This window comes from Agromyces sp. NPDC127015 (genome assembly GCF_042725165.1).
GTDB classification, from domain to species: Bacteria; Actinomycetota; Actinomycetes; order Actinomycetales; family Microbacteriaceae; genus Agromyces; species Agromyces chromiiresistens.
Genome location: NZ_JBHXDI010000002.1, coordinates 529,516 through 543,799, shown reverse-complemented (window position 1 = coordinate 543,799; position 14,284 = coordinate 529,516). Strand labels below are relative to the sequence as shown.

At 71.5% G+C, this 14,284-nt stretch carries 16 protein-coding genes; 7 read left to right on the top strand and 9 right to left on the bottom strand.

Translation table 11 applies throughout. The features are described 5' to 3' along the window. Nucleotides 1–12: 12 nt before the first annotated feature. Together ACFWGP_RS08775 and ACFWGP_RS08770 are read right to left on the bottom strand one after the other, a co-directional pair. Entirely contained in the window at nt 13–819 is an 807-nt protein-coding gene (locus tag ACFWGP_RS08775; RefSeq protein WP_231429631.1) for a hypothetical protein, read from the bottom strand. A gap of 205 nt (nt 820–1,024) precedes the next feature. Then, nucleotides 1,025–1,243 carry an antitoxin gene (locus ACFWGP_RS08770; RefSeq protein ID WP_231429632.1) on the bottom strand — a complete coding sequence of 73 codons (219 nt, stop codon included), beginning with the start codon at nt 1,241–1,243 and terminating at the stop codon, nt 1,025–1,027. Between the two features lie 128 nt (nt 1,244–1,371). Between ACFWGP_RS08770 and ACFWGP_RS08765 the strand changes: the two genes are divergently transcribed. Then, complete coding sequence (locus tag ACFWGP_RS08765; protein WP_231429633.1) at nt 1,372–2,013, top strand: GNAT family N-acetyltransferase; 642 nt, start codon at nt 1,372–1,374, stop codon at nt 2,011–2,013. Between the two features lie 28 nt (nt 2,014–2,041). On the opposite strand, the gene ACFWGP_RS08760 is transcribed toward ACFWGP_RS08765, so the two are convergent. Genes ACFWGP_RS08760 through ACFWGP_RS08740 form a run of 5 tightly spaced genes read right to left on the bottom strand, consistent with a single transcriptional unit; the run spans nt 2,042 to nt 6,648 of the window. Further along, on the bottom strand, nt 2,042–2,797 hold the full coding sequence (locus ACFWGP_RS08760; protein WP_376930679.1) for a TSUP family transporter: 756 nt from the start codon (nt 2,795–2,797) through the stop codon (nt 2,042–2,044). A gap of 20 nt (nt 2,798–2,817) precedes the next feature. Then, on the bottom strand, nt 2,818–4,299 hold the full coding sequence (locus ACFWGP_RS08755) for a cation acetate symporter (protein WP_231429635.1): 1,482 nt from the start codon (nt 4,297–4,299) through the stop codon (nt 2,818–2,820). Beyond that, nucleotides 4,296–4,646 carry a DUF485 domain-containing protein gene (locus ACFWGP_RS08750; RefSeq protein WP_231429636.1) on the bottom strand — a complete coding sequence of 117 codons (351 nt, stop codon included), beginning with the start codon at nt 4,644–4,646 and terminating at the stop codon, nt 4,296–4,298. Before ACFWGP_RS08750 ends, ACFWGP_RS08755 begins: the two co-directional genes overlap by 4 nt. 59 nt (nt 4,647–4,705) lie before the next feature. Further along, a complete protein-coding gene (locus ACFWGP_RS08745) occupies nt 4,706–5,461 on the bottom strand; it encodes a LytTR family DNA-binding domain-containing protein (protein WP_231429637.1) in 756 nt (251 codons plus the stop codon). Next, the gene (locus ACFWGP_RS08740; RefSeq protein WP_231429638.1) at nt 5,458–6,648 is read right to left on the bottom strand and encodes a sensor histidine kinase; all 1,191 of its coding nucleotides are present in this window, start codon (nt 6,646–6,648) and stop codon (nt 5,458–5,460) included. The genes ACFWGP_RS08745 and ACFWGP_RS08740 overlap by 4 nt, the downstream gene beginning before the upstream one ends. A 171-nt stretch (nt 6,649–6,819) precedes the next feature. Between ACFWGP_RS08740 and ACFWGP_RS08735 the strand changes: the two genes are divergently transcribed. Together ACFWGP_RS08735 and ACFWGP_RS08730 are read left to right on the top strand one after the other, a co-directional pair. Next, entirely contained in the window at nt 6,820–7,197 is a 378-nt protein-coding gene (locus ACFWGP_RS08735; protein WP_231429639.1) for a DUF485 domain-containing protein, read from the top strand. Continuing rightward, entirely contained in the window at nt 7,194–8,858 is a 1,665-nt protein-coding gene (locus ACFWGP_RS08730; RefSeq protein WP_231429640.1) for a cation acetate symporter, read from the top strand. Before ACFWGP_RS08735 ends, ACFWGP_RS08730 begins: the two co-directional genes overlap by 4 nt. Nucleotides 8,859–8,990: 132 nt before the next feature. Here the strand turns inward: ACFWGP_RS08730 and ACFWGP_RS08725 are convergent, their stop codons facing one another. Next, nucleotides 8,991–9,188 carry a hypothetical protein gene (locus ACFWGP_RS08725; protein WP_376930678.1) on the bottom strand — a complete coding sequence of 66 codons (198 nt, stop codon included), beginning with the start codon at nt 9,186–9,188 and terminating at the stop codon, nt 8,991–8,993. A 71-nt stretch (nt 9,189–9,259) separates the two neighbouring features. After that, the gene (gene lpdA, locus ACFWGP_RS08720; protein WP_376930677.1) at nt 9,260–10,657 is read right to left on the bottom strand and encodes a dihydrolipoyl dehydrogenase; all 1,398 of its coding nucleotides are present in this window, start codon (nt 10,655–10,657) and stop codon (nt 9,260–9,262) included. A gap of 198 nt (nt 10,658–10,855) precedes the next feature. On the opposite strand from lpdA, the gene ACFWGP_RS08715 reads away from it, so the two are divergent. The 4 genes from ACFWGP_RS08715 to ACFWGP_RS08700 all read left to right on the top strand — a co-directional run bounded on the left by ACFWGP_RS08715 (nt 10,856) and on the right by ACFWGP_RS08700 (nt 14,282). Then, nucleotides 10,856–11,782 (top strand): DMT family transporter, encoded by a 927-nt coding sequence (locus tag ACFWGP_RS08715; RefSeq protein WP_376930757.1) that lies wholly within the window; start codon nt 10,856–10,858, stop codon nt 11,780–11,782. A gap of 456 nt (nt 11,783–12,238) precedes the next feature. Then, on the top strand, nt 12,239–12,607 hold the full coding sequence (locus ACFWGP_RS08710) for a GntR family transcriptional regulator (RefSeq protein WP_376930676.1): 369 nt from the start codon (nt 12,239–12,241) through the stop codon (nt 12,605–12,607). Then, a complete protein-coding gene (locus ACFWGP_RS08705; protein WP_376930675.1) occupies nt 12,604–13,509 on the top strand; it encodes an ABC transporter ATP-binding protein in 906 nt (301 codons plus the stop codon). The genes ACFWGP_RS08710 and ACFWGP_RS08705 overlap by 4 nt, the downstream gene beginning before the upstream one ends. Continuing rightward, nucleotides 13,506–14,282 carry a hypothetical protein gene (locus tag ACFWGP_RS08700; RefSeq protein ID WP_231429645.1) on the top strand — a complete coding sequence of 259 codons (777 nt, stop codon included), beginning with the start codon at nt 13,506–13,508 and terminating at the stop codon, nt 14,280–14,282. Before ACFWGP_RS08705 ends, ACFWGP_RS08700 begins: the two co-directional genes overlap by 4 nt. Nucleotides 14,283–14,284 lie beyond the last annotated feature (2 nt).

Here is a 14,284-nt window from a genome sequence, read left to right as displayed (position 1 = left end):
GCTCCGTCGGCGTCACTCGGGTGAACCGAGCGGCCCGGTGCCCGTGCCGTCGGGCACCGTGCGCACGTCGAGCAGTTCCTCCCGGCCGCTGCCGCCCGAGACCGCGACCGTCAGCACGGGCCCGACCCCGCGGGCGTAGAACTTCAGCTCCTCGACATCGGGCTCGAGCGGCGTCGTGTCGCGCGTGAGCAGCGCGCCGTCGTAGGCGCCGTACGGCACCTCGACGAGCTCGTCGACGCCGAGCACCGCGCCAGCGTCCTCCGCCTCGCCCTCGAGGTACTCCTGCCGGTAGGCCATGCCGGGCCGCGGCCGGGCGGGGAGTGCGATGCCCGGCTGCGCCCCGTCGACGCCCGCCTCGAAGCTGCCCTCGGTCGAGACCATCTCGCCGTGCTCGAACTCGGCGGTCTGCTCGCCGAGGTACCAGATGTTCCCCGCCCTGTCCTGCGCGTACCAGTCGAAGGTGTCCTCGACGAGCTCGCCGCCCCGACTCACGGTGTCGCGCACGACCCGCGCCTCGACGCCGTTCGCGACGACCTTCGTCTCGGAGGTCACGGTCACCCGGACGGTGAGGTCGCCGTCGGGGTCGCTCTCCCGGTACACCCACTGCGTGCCGGGCTTCATCGGCCAGTAGGGGTTGTCGATGTCGGTCGTGAACTCGTCAGGATCGAGGTCGACCGGTTCGTCGCCGACGGGCAGCGACCGGTGGTGATGCAGGGGCATCGACGGCGGCAGGGCGATCGGCGGAGCGACGCAGCCGGACATGAGCAGCGCGCTCGCCGCGACGACGGCGAGTGCAAGCGCCTTGCCGAGCGCGCCCATCGGTTGCCTCGATTCCCGCGTTCCCGAGTGTGGCTTCCTCCAGCATCCGCCGGTCGGTCGGGCCTCGCGACCGCGCAGCGCCATTCGTCCCGCGTCGGGCGCGGAAGGGGGCGGATGCCTCCCCGCGGCCCTCCGGCGTGCGGGCGAGGCATCCGCCCCTCGTGGTCACCGCGCCGTGCGGGGCGCGCCGTTCCGGCTGAGCCGGTTACTCGTTGCCGACGGCGCCGTCGGCGGCGTCGCGGGCACCCTCGATGTGCTCGTCGAACTTGCCGCCCGTGACCTTCTTCGCGAAGTCGGCCACGCCGTCGAGCACCGAGTCGCTGATGCCCTCGGCCTGCTCGCTCTTCAGCGCGTCGTCGATCTTGTCCTTGTTCTTCTCGTAGAACTCGCCGGCCTGCTTGGCCGCGTCGTCGATGGCCCCCATGGGTGCGCCTTTCGTTCGGTGATCGGACCCGGTCATCGTCGCACGCCCTCCGGTCCGCTGGGAAGACCCCGTCGCAGCCGCCTCGCCGGGCGGCACGCCGGTCGACTCGGCGTGGCAGACTCGATCGGGTGACCGCCGCCCCGCCCGCCGCGACCGTGCCCGCCCCGACCGAACTGCGAGGGCGCTTCGTGCGCCTCACTCCGCTGACCGAGACCGACCTGCCCGACCTCGTCGAGCCGCTCGCGCGGCCCGAGGTCTTCGCCGGCGGCTACGGCGGCGGACCGGCGGGTCTGCCCGACGGCCGCGACGCGTTCGTCGACTGGGCGCGCCGCTACTACCTCGGCGGCGGTGACGGCGGGGGCGACGCACGGCCGTTCGTGGTGCGCATCCAAGGCGGCATCGACGACGGCACGGTCGTCGGCGCCACGAAGCTCGCCGACTTCGACGTCGTGAACGAGTCGACGCACATCGGCTGGACGGCGTACCACCCGCGGGTGTGGGGCAGCGCGGTGAACCCCGAGGCGAAGCTGCTGCTGCTCGACCACGCGTTCTCGCACGGATTCGGGCGGGTGAAGATCCAGGCCGACTCGGCGAACGGGCGCTCGCGCGCGGCCATCGAGAAGCTCGGCGCCAAGCTCGACGGCGTCATGCGCCGCGACAAGCGCCGGGCCGACGGCACGTGGCGCTCGAGCGCCGTCTACTCGGTCGTCATCGACGAATGGCCCGAGGTGCGCGCCGGGCTCGAGGCCCGGCTCGCGACCTTCGGGTGACCGCCCGTCCGGGCGGGCACCTGGCGCGTCACCCCAGCAGCTCGAGCACGCCGTCGACGAGCGCCGCGGCGCCCCCGACGTAGGCGATCACGACGACCGCGAGCCGTGCCGCCCGGTGGCTGACCCTGGGCGCGAGCCATTCGCCGATGAGCAGCCCGACGAGGAGCGCGCCGATCACGAAGGGCCACGCCGCGGGGTCGAGCGACGGCCAGCTCCACCCGGTCGCGACGAACTTGCCGAGGAGCGCCGCCGAGCCGATCACGATGAAGTACGCCTGCGCGGTCGCGGCGAACCCCGCCTGCGGCCAGCGCGTCGCGACGGCGTACACGCTGAGCGCGGGGCCGCCCACGCCGGCCGAGGCGTTCATGAAGCCCGAGGCGGCGCCCGCGATGATCGCTGGCGCGGGGCCGGTGGCCGCATCGTCGGACGGCGCGGCCGCCGTGCGGGTCACGACGAGCGTGACGGTGAGCGCGACGACGACGAGCAGCCCGACGCCGACCTGCAGCACGCGGCCGGGCACGTTCGCGGCGACGATCGCGCCGGCGACCGTGCCGAGGATCGCGGGCGGCAGCAGCCATGCCAGGCGCCGCCCTTCGACCAGGCGCCACACCCGGGGAAGGATGAGCAGCGACGACAGCACCGCGCAGAGGTTCACGACGACGACGCCGTCGAACGGCCCGAGCAGCACGACGAGCGCGGGCGCGGCGATGAGCGCGAACCCCATGCCGGTGATGCGCTGCGACGCCGCGCCGACGAGCACGGAGAGGGCGACGGGCAGGAGCACCGGGCAAGTCTAGGCGGGCGTCAGCGGCGCTCGGGCACGTGCAGCCGGGTCAGGTACCCGTCGACCCCGCGGGGGATGCCTCGGCGATCGGCGCGGGAGACGAACACCGTCACGACGACCGCGAGGGGCACCGTCCATGCGGCGGGCTGTTCGAGGAACGGGCGCAGCGCGGGCACGGCGGCGCCGAGCGGCGCCCCGGCGAGGATGGCCGCAGCAGACAGCACGGCGCCCGTGAGCATGCCCGCGATGGCGCCGCGCGCGGTGAGCCCGCGCCACCAGATGCCGAGGATGAGCATCGGGCAGAGCGTCGACGCGGTGAACGCGAACACGAGCCCGACGCTGCCCGCGAGCCCCGTCGACTCGGTCACGAGAGCGACCGCGAGCGGCACCGCCGTCGAGACGATCGCGGCGATGCGGAAGCCGCGCACCCGGCCGCCGAGCAGGTCCTGGCTGATGACGCCCGCGAGCGAGACCACGAGTCCCGACGACGTCGAGAGGAACGCGCCGAACGCCCCCGCGATGACGAGCGCGGTGAGCAGGTCGCCGAGCGGCCCGGGCACGAGCCGGTCGGGCAGCAGCAGGATGAGCGCGTCGGCGCTGCCCGGTGCGGCGAGGTCGGGCGCGAACACCCGCCCGAGCAGCCCGAACGCCGTCGGGAAGAGGTAGAACACGCTGAGCAGCACGAGCACGATGACGGTCGTGCGACGGGCGGCGACGCCGTCGGGGTTCGTGTAGAACCGCACGAGCACGTGCGGCAGGCCGAGGGTGCCGAACAGCAGCGCGACCATAAGCGACACGGTGCGGTAGACGTCGAGGTCGGCTGGCCCGGCCGCGGTCGGGAACGCCACAGCCGGTGCGAGCGCCGCATCGAGCGCGGGCGCGGCGGCGGTTCCGCCGCCGACCGCGAGCAGCAGCACGACGACCGGCAGCGCGAGCGCCGTGAGCTTGAGCCAGAACTGGAACGCCTGCACGAAGGTGATGGCGCGCATGCCGCCCGCCGCGACCACGACGGCGACGATCACCGCGACGGCGACCGAGCCCGCCCAGGCGGGCAGGCCGGTCGTGATGCGCACGGTCAGGGCGGCGCCCTGCAGCTGCGGCACGATGTAGAACCAGCCGACGACGATCACGAGCAGGCTCGTCACCCGGCGCGCCCAGCGCGACTCGAGCCGCGCCTCGGTGAAGTCGGGGATCGTGTAGGCGCCGCTGCGTCGAAGCGGCGCCGCGACGAAGAGCAGCAGCATGAGGTACCCCGCGGTGTATCCGATCGGGAACCACAGCGCCGACGCCCCCGTGAGCAGGATGAGCCCCGCGATGCCGAGGAACGAGGCCGCCGAGAGGTACTCGCCGCCGATGGCCGACGCGTTCCACCACGGCCGCACCGTGCGGCTCGCGACGTAGAAGTCGCTCGTCGTGCGCGACACCCGGAGCCCGTAGAAGCCGATGAGCGCCGAGACGAGCGCGACCGCGGCGATCGAGACGTAGCCGATCGCGGGGTTCACGAGTCGTCCTCCGCGAGTGCCCGGTACCGTGCCTCGTTGCGTGCGGCCGCCCGCACGTAGAGCACCCCGACGGTGATCACGAGCGGGTAGAGGCCGAATCCGAGCAGCAGCCATGAGACGGGCACGCCGACGACGAACGTGCGGTCGAGGTCGGGCACGAGGGCGATCGCGACGACGAACAGCCCGGTCGCGATGACGAAGCCCGCTGCGACGACGAGCGCGAGGCGCAGCTGCGAGCGGATGAGCGACCGCACGTACACGCCCTGCACGTCGCTCGTGCCCGGGCGCGCGCCGCGGCCGGCCGGCTGCGCCGCGGGACCCCCGGTGTGCGGCGCGGTGACGCGCACCCGCGCGCGCCCCGCAGGTCGGGGAGGGAGCGGTGCGGCCGTCTCCGAGCCCTCGTCGCTCACGGCCGCGCTCGCAGGGTCGCCTGCTCGAGCCGGTCGCGCAGGCCGGGCAGCAGCCGACGGCTCACCGGCAGTTCGGCCTGGCCGACCACGACGCTCGGATGGTCGGCGCCGAGCCGCACCCGGCTCACGTGCGCGAGTGCGACGAGATACGAGCGGTGCACCCGCACGAAGCCCGCGTCGGCCCACTGCCGTTCGAGATCGGCCATCGGCACCCGCACGAGGTAGCTCGCCTCCTCGGTGTGCAGCCGGGCGTAGTCGCCCTGCGCCTGCACGTAGCGCACGTCGTCGCGGCGGATCATGCGCGTCGTGCCGCCGAGCGTCACGGCGATCATCTCGGGCGGGGCGGATGCCTCGGGCGCGGGCCGGCCCGCGGTGCGGGCGCCGGCGGCGGTGATGGCCTCGACCACACGCCCGACCGACCGGTGCAGCCGCTCGGTGCGCACGGGCTTCAGCAGGTAGTCGACGGCCTCGAGGTCGAACGCCTCGAGCGCGCCCTCCTCGTCGGCCGTGACGAAGACGAGCACCGGGCGCTGCTCGAACCGGGCGAGCGCCCGGGCCAGGTCGAACCCCGTGAGCCCGGGCATGTGGATGTCGAGGAACGCGGCGTCGACCGGCTCGCGCGCGAGCAGCCGGATCGCCTCGGACCCCGAGGAGGCCTGGTGGATCGTGCCGATCCGCGGGTCCTGGCGCAGCAGGAAGGCGAGCTCGTCGATCGCGGGCTGCTCGTCGTCGGCGATGAGCACGGAGATCATGGTGCGATCCTCCCATCACGGCGCGGGCCGGCCTTCGGCACCCGCATGCGCACGAGGGTTCCGGCGCCGAGGTTCGTCTCGACGACGAGCCCGTGCTCGTCGCCGTAGACCTGCCGCAACCGGGCGTCGACGTTGCGCAGGCCCACGTGCTCGCCGTCGGCCGGTCCGCCCGCGAGCACCGCCGCGAGCTGCGCGGGGTCGATGCCGACGCCGTCGTCCTCGACGGTGATCTCGGCGTAGGCGCCCGAGTCGGAGGCCTCGATCGTGATGCGCCCGCCGCCCTCCTTCGATTCGAGCCCGTGCCGCACGGCGTTCTCGACGAGCGGCTGGATCGAGAGGAACGGCACCACCGTCGAGAGCACCTCGGGTGCGATCTGCAGCGTGACCTTGAGCCGATCGCCGAATCGCGCGCGTTCGAGCTTGAGGTAGCCGTCGATCGAGCGCAGCTCCTCGGCGACGGTCGTGAAGTCGCCGTGGCGGCGGAACGAGTACCGGGTGAAGTCGGCGAACTCGAGCACGAGGTCGCGCGCCTTCTGCGGGTCGGTGTTGATGAACGAGGCGATGGCGTTGAGCGAGTTGTAGATGAAGTGCGGGCTGATCTGGGCCCGGAGCGCCTTCACCTCGGCCTCCGCGAGGGCCGCGCGCGAGGCATCCAGCTCGCCCAGCTCGACCTGTGCGGCGACCCAGTCTGCGACCTCGCCGGTGGCGCGCACGAGCCCCGCCCGCACGGGCGAGGCGAATGCGACGATCGCGCCGACCGTGCCGGCGCCGCCGACCACGGGCGCCGCGACCGCGTCGGTCTCCCAGGCGCCCACCGGGATGCGCCGCTGCACTGCCGGGCGGCCGCTCGCGAGCGCCTCGGCGACGAGCCGCTCGGCGGCGGGGCGCACGGCGTCGTCGCCGTCGATCGCGATCGCGCCGGTGCGGTCGGCGAGGGCGAGGCTGTCGCAGCCGAGGAGGGCGCGCAGGTGCCTCCCCGCGCGCTGGGCGTCGGGCCCCTCGAGCCCGCCGCGCAGGTGCTCGGCCGCCCGCGAGGCGAGGTGCAGGGTCTGGTAGGTCGCCTGCTCGGCGTCGGTGCCGAGCTCCTTCGAGGCGAGCACGATGCGCCGCAGGAAGATCACGAGCCCGACCGCGAGCGCGCCCGCGGCGACGCCGACGGCGGCGGCGAGCAGCATCGACTCGGGCATGCGGCCAGCGTAATCGCCTCGTCGTGCGCTCGTCGTCGCGGCCGGCGCCGTTCGTCGCACCGTCGGCGCCGTTCGTCGACGACGAACGGCGGGCGCCCCACGCGGCACCGACGCCGCGCGAGACTCGGCCACGGCAACACCTGAGAACACCACCCCGATGAAGGAGACGCCATGGGCAACGACGCCCTGAGCGCGGAGCAGGAGACGGCCCCTCCCGTCGACTACCCCGCAGTCCAACGATCCCCCGAGTTCCAAGAGCTGCGCTCCACGCACCGGAAGTTCGTCTTCCCGGTGCTCGGCGCCTGCCTCGTCTGGTACTTCGGCTACGTGCTGCTCGCGAGCTACGCGCACGACTTCATGTCGACGCCCGTGTTCGGGCACGTGAACGTCGCGATGCTGCTCGGCCTCGCGCAGGTCGTCACGACCTTCGCGGTCACGACCTGGTACGTCAGCTACGCCAACCGCAAGCTCGACCCGCGCGCCGAGAAGCTGCGCGACGAGATCGAGCACGCGGACTTCGCCCCTGCCACCGAGGAGACGGCACGATGAGCTTCACCGCACTGACCGCATCCGCCGCGGCATCCGCCTCGACCGGCGTCGCCGCCGAGGCCGCACCCGCCGCCTCGCCGGGCGAGCCCTGGCTCAACATCGCGATCTTCGGCGCCTTCGTCGCGATCACGATGATCATCGTGTTCCGCGCGAGCCGGAACAACAAGACCGCCGCCGACTACTACGCCGCCGGCCGCTCGTTCACGGGCGGGCAGAACGGCTCGGCGATCGCGGGCGACTACCTGTCGGCGGCGTCGTTCCTCGGCATCGTCGGCGCGATCGCGATGACCGGGTACGACGGGTTCCTCTACTCGATCGGCTTCCTCGTGGCGTGGCTCGTCGCGCTGCTGCTCGTCGCCGAGCTGCTGCGCAACACCGGCAAGTTCACGATGGCCGACGTGCTCTCGTTCCGGCTCAGGCAGAAGCCCGTGCGCATCGCCGCGGCGACGACGACCCTCGTGGTCTGCTTCTTCTACCTGCTCGCGCAGATGGCCGGCGCCGGCGGGCTCGTCTCGCTGCTGCTCGGCGTCGGCGACCAGCTGGGCCAGGCCGTCGTCATCACCGTCGTGGGCGCGCTCATGATCCTCTACGTGCTCATCGGCGGCATGAAGGGCACCACCTGGGTGCAGATCATCAAGGCGGTGCTGCTCATCGCGGGCGCCGGCGTCATGACCGTGTGGGTGCTCGCGCTCAACGGCTTCGACTTCTCGGCGCTGCTCGAGAACGCGGTCGAGGTGGCCGAGAACCCGGCGATCCTCGACCCGGGCCTCAAGTACGGCGTCTCGGATGTCTCGAAGATCGACTTCCTCTCGCTCGGTCTCGCCCTCGTGCTCGGCACCGCGGCCCTGCCGCACGTGCTCATGCGCTTCTACACGGTGCCCACCGCGAAGGAGGCCCGCAAGTCGGTCGTCTGGGCGATCTGGCTCATCGGCATCTTCTACGTGTTCACGCTCGTGCTCGGCTACGGCGCCGCCGCCCTCGTCGGCCCGGCCGTCATCGCCGGTGCCCCCGGCGGCCCGAACTCGGCGGCCCCGCTGCTCGCGTTCGAGCTCGGCGGGCCGCTGCTGCTCGGCCTCATCTCGGCGATCGCGTTCGCGACGATCCTCGCGGTCGTCGCGGGCCTCACGATCACGGCGGCCGCCTCGTTCGCGCACGACATCTACGCGTCGGTCGTGAAGAAGGGCAAGCCCGAGCCGGGTGCCGAGGTGAAGGTGGCGCGCCGCACGGTCGTCATCATCGGCATCGTCGCGATCATCGGCGGCATCGGGGCGAACGGGCAGAACGTCGCGTTCCTCGTGGCGCTCGCGTTCGCGGTCGCGGCGTCGGCGAACCTGCCGACGATCGTCTACTCGCTCTACTGGAAGCGCTTCACCACGAAGGGCGCCCTGTGGAGCATGTACGGCGGCCTCGCGTCGGCGATCATCCTCATCATCTTCTCGCCGGTCGTCTCGGGCTCCGAGACCTCGATGCTGAAGACCGAGGCGATCGACTTCGCGATCTTCCCGCTGTCGAACCCCGGCATCGTCTCGATCCCGCTCGCGTTCTTCCTCGGCTGGCTCGGCACCGTGCTCGACAAGGGCACCGAGGACCCGCTCAAGCAGAGCGAGATGGAGGTGCGCTCGCTCACGGGCGTCGGCGCCGAGAAGGCGACGCAGCACTAGGGACCCCGGCGGCGGGTGGGGGCCCGCCGCCGGAACAGCTCGGCGCGACCCCGCCCGCCTGCCCGGTCGCGTCGATGGAACAGGGGCGGATGCCTCGGCCGAGTGCCGAGGCATCCGCCCCGCTCGTTTCGATCAGGGGCGCGGGCGGCGCTGGCGGGCGATGGCCCACCCCATGAGGCCGAGGCCCACGGCCGCGACGAGCGCGCCGAGGATCACCCAGAGCGTCGCCCCGGTCATGACGGAACCCGGCAGCAGGCCGATCCCCTGGAACAGCCAGACAGCGCCGGTGAGGGTGAGCAGCGCGCCGACGATGATGAGTACCCAGTTCATGGAGATGCCTCTCGTTCTGGTGAGGTGCGGTGGTGTCGATACGGTGCTTCGCGCCTGCCCGACCGACCGCGCTACATGTTGATCATGTGGCCGGCGAGGCCGTGGAACGCCTCCTGCAGCGCCTCCGACAGGGTCGGGTGGGTGTGCACGTTGCGGGCGAGCTCGAGCGCGCCGAGGTCCCACTTCTGGGCGAGCGTGAGCTCGGGCAGCAGCTCCGAGACGTCGGGGCCGATCAGGTGTCCGCCGAGCAGTTCGAGGTGCTGCCTGTCGGCGACGAGCTTCACGAAGCCGACCGGGTCGCCGAGGCCGTTCGCCTTGCCGTTCGCCGAGAACGGGAACTTCGCGACGACCACGTCGTAGCCCTCGTCGCGGGCTTGCTGCTCGGTGAGCCCGAAGCTCGCGACCTGCGGCGAGCAGAAGGTCGCTCTCGGCATCATCCGGTAGTCGCCGAGCTCCATCGTCTCGGCGTCGCCGATCGTCTCGGCGGCGACGACGCCCTGCGCCTCCGCGACGTGGGCGAGCATGAGCTTCGCCGTGACGTCGCCGATCGCGTAGATGTGCGGCACGTTCGTGCGCATGCGCTCGTCGATGGCGATCGCGCCGCGCTCGGTGAGCTGCACGCCGGCGTTCTCGAGCCCGATCCCGTCGACGTTCGGTGCGAAGCCGACCGAGATGAGGGCCTTGTCGGCCTCGATCGATCCCGGCTGTCCGTCGGAGCCGGTGTACGCGACGGTGACCGACGACCCGTTGTCGACGACGCTCTCGACCTTGGTCGACGCGAGGATCGGGATGCCGAGGTTGCGGTACTGCCGCGTGATCTCCTTCGAGACCTCGACGTCCTCGTTCGGGAGGGCGCGGTCGAGGAACTCGATGACGGTGACCTGCACGCCGTAGTTGCGCAGCACGTAGGCGAACTCCATGCCGATCGCGCCCGCGCCGACGATCGCGATCGAGCGGGGGAGTTCGCGCGTGAGGATCTGCGTCTCGTAGGTGACGACGTTCTGCGAGAGCTGCACGCCGGGCAGGAGCCGCACCTGCGAGCCGGTCGCGATGATCGCGTTGCGGAACGAGACCGTCTCGACCGAGCCGTCGGCCTTCGTCACGTCGATCGTGTTCGCGTCGCGGAAGACGCCGCGGCCGTCGATCTCGGTGATGCCGTTCTTCTTCATCAGGAAGTGCACGCCCTTGACGTGCTTCTCCGACACCTGGCGGCTGCGGTCGAACGCGGCGCCGAAGTCGAACTGCACGTCGCCCGAGATGCCGAAGGTCGCGGCCTGGTCGTGGAAGATGTGCGCGAGCTCGGCGTTGCGCAGCAGCGCCTTCGAGGGGATGCAGCCCACGTTGAGGCACACGCCGCCCCAATACCGCTCTTCGATGACGGCCACGCTCAGGCCGAGCTGTGCGGCACGGATCGCGGCCACGTAGCCGCCGGGGCCCGCGCCGAGGAGGACGACGTCGTATTCGCTCATGGGCGCCAGCCTATGCCCGCGCGCGCTCGGTGACGAGGGGTGCCGGATGCCTCGGGGCTGCCGTTCTTCGGCGGATTCCGGACAGCGCGTTCCGCAGCGGTTCCGGCGGCCTTCCGGCCGCCGTAGCCTCGTCGGGTGAGCACCACCGAGTCCGTCGAAGCCGCCGCCGAGGCATCCGCGCCGTCGAAGCCGAACCGGCTGTCGACATGGCTGCAGTTCCTCGCGATGGGGCTCGTGTGGGGTTCCAGCTTCCTGTTCATGAAGGTCGCGCTCGGCGGGGTCTCGTTCGGGCAGGTCGCGTGGTCGCGCGTGGTGCTCGGCGCGCTCGCACTCGGCGTCATCGTGGCCGTGACGAGGCCGCGGGTGCCCGGCGTCGACGGCACGCCCGGTCCGGTGCTGCCGCGCGAACCGATCGTGTGGGTGCACTTCCTCGTCGTGTCGTTCACGACGTGCGTGATCCCGTACCTCTGCTTCGCGTGGGCCGAGCAGTACGTGTCGTCGAGCCTCGCGTCGATCTACAACGCGACCACGCCGATCATGACGGCGCTCATGGCGACGCTCGTCTTCCGCGTCGAGCGGCTCGGGCTCAGCCGGTGGGTCGGCGTGGGCGTCGGCATCCTCGGCGTCGTCGTCGTGATCGGGCCGTGGCAGTACCACGCGCTCACCGGCAGCCTCGCGGGGCAGCTCGCCTGCCTCGTCGCGACCGCCTGCTACGGCTTCACGTTCGGGTACCAGCGCAAGTTCCTGAGCCATCGGCCGATCGCGCCGGCGACGTTCGCCTTCCTGTCGATCGGGGTCTCGGCGGTCGTGATGCTCGCGCTCACCCCATGGCTCGCGATCGGCCCGATCGAGCTCGACTGGGCGGTCGGCCTCTCGCTCGTCGCCCTCGGCGTGCTCGGCACGGGCCTCGCCTACATCTGGAACATCAACGTGCTGCGCGCCTGGGGGCCGACCGGCACCTCGACGGTGACGTACGTGACCCCGGTCGTCGGGGTGGCACTCGGGGTGCTGCTCCTCGGCGAGCGGTTCAGCTGGCACGAGCCGCTCGGGGCGCTGCTCGTGCTCGTCGGCATCCTGCTCGCGCAGGGGCGGCTGCGTCTGGGACGGCGCCGGTCGGTCGAGTAGCGCAGAGCGCGTATCGAGACCTCCGGCAGGGGCGTGGTCTCTCGATAGGGCGCTGCGCGCTGCGCGCTGCGCGGGCGCAGGGGCGGCGGCGGTGCGCGGTACTCGACCGGGAGGGAACTCTCCTGGGCGGTTGTCGACAAGTCCGCTTGTGCACACCTTGGTTGTCGACAAGTCCGCTTGTGCACACCTTGGTTGTCGACAAGTCCACTTGTGCACACGTCTTGCAGGGGAACACCGCCCCGTGCGATCGCGGTCGCAGGGTGTGGTCTCGATATGGCGCTGCGCGCCTCCTCGACCGACGGGGTGCGTCGCGGGGTGTGGTCTCGATGTGGATGGCGCTGCACGCCTCCTCGGCCGACCGGGGGTTGACAGATCCCGGTGAGGATGGTTGGTTAGTTACTGTAGTAACTAACCAACATGCGAATCGATGTTCGCAGACGCACCAGATGGGCCGGAATGGACGACTCGCGTCCGATCTTCATCCAGATCGCCGAACAGCTCGAGAACGACATCATCGACGGGGCGCTGCCCGAAGGGTCGCAGATCCCGTCGATCAACGAGTTCGCGAGCTTCCTGCGGGTGAATCCGGCCACTGCACTGAAGGGGGTGGGTCGTCTTGTCGACGACGGATTCGTGGAGAAGCGACGGGGGATCGGCATGTTCGTGACCGCCGGTGCCCGCGAGCGCCTCGTCGCGCGACGGCGGGCCGAGTTCAGCGCCCAGTACCTGAAACCCCTCCTCGTCGAGGCCGAGAAGCTCGGCATCGACGTCGACGACCTGGCGGGCATGCTCGCCGCACTCCGATCCGAGAGGACCGCATCATGACCGCCACCGTGGCCCGCGCCACCGGCCTCACCAAGCGCTACGGCGACTTCACCGCCATCGACGGCGTCGACTTCGAGCTGCATGAGCATCGCATCTACGGCTTGCTCGGTCGCAACGGCGCCGGCAAGACGACGATCATGCAGTTGCTCACCGGGCAGCTCTTCCCGAACGGGGGCGAGATCGAGGTGTTCGGCCGAACGCCCGCCGAGCACGCCGACGTGCTGCGCCGACTCTGCTTCATCGCCGAGGCGCAGCGCTACCCCGAGGACTTCGCGCCGAAGCACGTCTTCAGGGCCGCCCCGTGGTTCTTCGAGAACTGGGACCAGGACTTCGCCGAGCGGCTCATCGCCGACTTCCGGCTGCCGGTGAAGCGCCGCATCAAGAAGCTGAGCCGCGGCCAGCTGAGCGCCGTGGGTGTCATCGTCGGCCTCGCCTCGCGCGCACCGCTCACCTTCTTCGACGAGCCGTACCTCGGCCTCGACGCGGTGGCCCGGCACATCTTCTACGACCGGCTGCTCGAGGACTACGCCGAGCACCCGCGCACGATCGTGCTCTCGACGCACCTGATCGACGAGGTCGCGAACCTCCTCGAGCACATCATCCTCATCGACCAGGGCCGCATCCTGCTCGACCGCGACGCCGAGGAGGTGCGCGGGTCGGCGACCACGATCGCCGGCGCGAGCGCCGTCGTCGAGCAGTTCGTCGCCGACCGCCCCGTGATCGGGCGTGAGCGCCTCGGCGGGCTCGCATCGGTCACCATCGACGAACGGCTCGACCAGGCCGAACGCGTGCGTGCCGCCGAACTCGGGCTCGAGCTCGCGCCGGTCTCGCTCCAGCAGCTCATCGTCCACCTCACCGGCACCGATCTCGCCGGTACGACCGAACAGGAGGCCGCAGCATGACCGCCGTCGCCACCGCCGCCGCCGAGCGAGGAGCCCTCGTGGCCGACCGGGTGCGGCCAGGCGAGATCTGGCGCATCGTGCGCCTGCTCGCCGTCAATCCCACCGTCTTCTTCGGCGTTCCGTGGATGATCCTCGGCGGCGCCTGGGTCGTCACGATGCTGATCGCCCTCATCGCCCACGCGGCAGGGGCCCCCGTCGACGAGATGCAGGAGGGGATGCGCTACAGCTGGGCGGTGCTCTCACCGCAGTGGTACCTCGTCGTCGTCGGCGTGCAGGCCGTCGCCTACACCCTCTCGTTCGCGCTCGGCTTCGGGTCGACGCGACGCGACTACTGGCTTGGCATGAGCATCATGTTCCTGTTCGTCTCGACCGAGATGGCGGTCGCGATCGCGACCCTCGTGCAGATCGAGCAGGCGACCGACGGCTGGTGGATCGGCGCGGGCATGTTCGATGCCCTCTGGTACGGCCAGTCGGGCTGGCTGTTCGACTTCTACACGACCTTCTCGCTGCAGCTGTTCGTGCTGTTCATCGGCGCCGCCGTCACCACGGTGTACATGCGGTGGCGGATGAAGGGCATGATGACCCTGCTCTTCAGCGTGCTCGCGCTCGTGCTCGCGGCCGTCGCGGCGATCACGCTGACCGGGTCGGGCCCCGCGGTCGCCTCATGGTTCGCCGCCATCGGCCTCGGCGGACTCTTCGGGATCGTGCTCGTGCTCGCCGTCGTGGTCGGCATCGCCGGGTACTTCGTGGTGCGCCGGGCGACGCCGCGCTGACA